Annotated in this window: 2 protein-coding genes and 2 pseudogenes; all 4 read right to left on the reverse strand. The window is 29.2% G+C overall.

The genetic code is table 11. From position 1 onward, the window contains the following. Positions 1 to 288, reverse strand: a pseudogene (locus OYV_RS03430) (elongation factor P); the annotation flags it as partial. Between the two features lie 58 nt (positions 289 to 346). Continuing rightward, positions 347 to 1222, reverse strand: coding sequence for a tRNA (adenosine(37)-N6)-dimethylallyltransferase MiaA (miaA, locus tag OYV_RS03435; RefSeq protein WP_042068297.1), 876 nt, complete (start codon positions 1220 to 1222; stop codon positions 347 to 349). Between the two features lie 229 nt (positions 1223 to 1451). After that, positions 1452 to 2213, reverse strand: coding sequence for a TIGR00282 family metallophosphoesterase (locus OYV_RS03440; RefSeq protein ID WP_034172400.1), 762 nt, complete (start codon positions 2211 to 2213; stop codon positions 1452 to 1454). A 24-nt stretch (positions 2214 to 2237) separates the two neighbouring features. Next, positions 2238 to 2471, reverse strand: a pseudogene (locus OYV_RS03445) (ribonuclease Y); the annotation flags it as partial.

A 2471-nucleotide genomic window follows, 5' to 3' on the forward strand; every position in this document is an offset into this window, starting at 1 on the left:
ATGTTTGTTAATTTCTAATTGTTCGTAATTTTGAGTATTCATAAAAATATAATTATCTTCCAAAGCATAAAGAAATTGCATCTTAATTTTAGTAATTAAGGCAGGCTGCACTTTGATACCAGCGTTAAAAGTGTAGTCAATGACACTACCTGTTCTTAGGTTTCTTAATTTGGTTCTTACAAATGCAGCACCTTTACCAGGTTTGACATGTAAAAATTCTAGGATTTGATAAATTTGGTTGTTGAATTTAATGGTTTGTCCAGTTTTAAAATCGTTTGTATTAATCATATTTCTAATTACTTTCTTATTTTTTGGAATTGTTTTCGTTGGTTTAATTGTTTAATGTTTAATCAGTTTTTAAAAAATCGTTAATAAGGCAAATAGTGGTTTTTTCTAAATCAGGGGATAAGGCATCTAGAATGATGGGATTAATTTGATTTTTAAACCAAGTTTTTTGGCGTTTGGCATATTGCATAGTTTTTTGAATAATTAAGGTTTTGGCTTGGTCTAAAGTTATTTTTCCTTCTAACAAAGCTTTAATTTCACGATAACCAATAATATTAAAATTGGCGTTTGGAAAATGAGTTTGAATTTGGTTAACTTCTTCTATAAAACCTTGTTTTAACATTTGTTCCAATCTTAAAATAACTCTTTTTTTCAAAATTTGTCTATCAATATCGAGATAAAAAATTAGCGAAGAATATAGAGAATTGTGTTTTTTATTTTTTTGTGACCTTAAAGTGCCTTCAAGTAAATCTTGATAAGCGCTTAGGATGCGACGAGGATTTTTTAAATCTAGGTTCGCAATTAATTGAGGATCTTTTTGTTTAATAAAATCAATCATATTTTCTATTGCAGGTAAAGAAGTAGGTGGCAAAAACAAAGATTTAGGAGTTAATTCATAATCAAAAAGAGCTGATTTAAGATAAAGCCCGCTACCACCCACAAATAAAGGAAGGGGCGTTTCTTCGATTTTTTTGCGGGCATCTTTTTGAAAATGATAAATACTGTAATTTGTTCCAGGAGCAAGAAAATCTAAAAGATGATGTTTAATTCCTTGGGCTTCTTCGAGAGTTATTTTAGCAGTTCCAATATCGTATTTTTGATACATTTGAAGAGAATCGCAATTAATTATTTCTAAATTAAATTTTTTAGCTATTTTAATAGAAAGGCTAGTTTTTCCTGAAGCGGTAGGACCTGTAATAGCGATTACTTTTTTCATAATTTTCCTTTATGAGGGTAGAAGTGTTTTGGGGTTATTAAATATTTTCCAAAATATAAAATCATTATAAATTTATATGGAAAAGTTATGTTTGGTATAATAATTTAAATAATTAAAAAACCAGAATAAAATAAAAAAATGCAAAGCGTTAAAAAACAAAAAAAATTAAAGTGATACATAAGATAATTTTGATTATTTTTCGCTTAGTTTTCATAAAACAAATTTTATTTCATTCTGATAAATTAATCTTTTCAATAGTTTTGTGAGGTTTAAGAGTGACAAGTAAACCGTTTAATTGTCTTTTTCCTTCGGCATTAGGTCTTGAAACAACACGATTTCCTAAAAAAGATTGAATTATAGGTTCTTTTTCTTTACCAATGACGCCGTCCTTGGCTCCTGTCATTCCTGCATCAGAAATATAAAGAGTATTGTGGGGAAAAAGGCGTTCGTCGTTAGTTTGAACATGAGTGTGAGTGCCTACAATAGCATCAATTCTACCATCAAAATAATGAGTTAAAGCAATTTTTTCACTAGTGGCTTCGGCATGAAAATCCAAAAAAGAAAAATCATATTTAGCTTTATTTTGTTCCAAAACATTATCAATAGTTTTGAAAGGGCAATGCAATTTGGAGTTAATAAAAACACGTCCTAAAGCATTCATAACTAAAATTTTTTTATCTTCGCAATCAATAATTTTATAACCTTGACCTAATTGTTGGGTGTCATTGATGGGACGAATTACATTTGATTTGTCAATAAAATTTTTAATTTGTTTATTTTTCCAAACATGGTTTCCCATAGTCATCAAATCAACACCTAATTTTTGTAATTTTTTATAAATTTTAAAACTTAAACCTTTGCCATTATCAGCGTTTTCAGCATTGGCAATAATGAGGTTAGGTTTGTAAGTTTCTTTTAAAAAACCCACTTTTTCGGCAAAATAACTAATTCCTGGGTTTCCGTAAATATCTCCGATAAACATTATTTTCATGAATTAATTATCTCCTTTGGTGGATTATAATTTAGCCATTTCCACAGCTCTGGTTTCTCTTATAACAGTAACTTTGATAACACCATTGTAACTAATGTCTTTTTCAATTTGTTCTTTAATGGTGCGGGCAGTTTGGAAAATAAAATTGTCTGCGATTTTGTCTGGTTCAACGATAACACGAATTTCGCGCCCAGCTTGAATAGCATAAGATTTGGCAACTCCTTCTGTTGCATTAGCAATAGTTTCTAATTTGGTTAG

Origin of the sequence: 'Chrysanthemum coronarium' phytoplasma, assembly GCF_000744065.1 — a bacterium.
GTDB classification, from domain to species: Bacteria; Bacillota_I; Bacilli_A; order Acholeplasmatales; family Acholeplasmataceae; genus Phytoplasma; species Phytoplasma asteris.

Excerpts from the sequence above, each read along its gene's own strand:
- OYV_RS03440 (WP_034172400.1), bottom strand. The coding sequence starts at position 2,213 with ATGAAAATAATGTTTATCGGAGATATTTACGGAAACCCAGGAATTAGT.
- miaA (WP_042068297.1), bottom strand. The coding sequence starts at position 1,222 with ATGAAAAAAGTAATCGCTATTACAGGTCCTACCGCTTCAGGAAAAACT.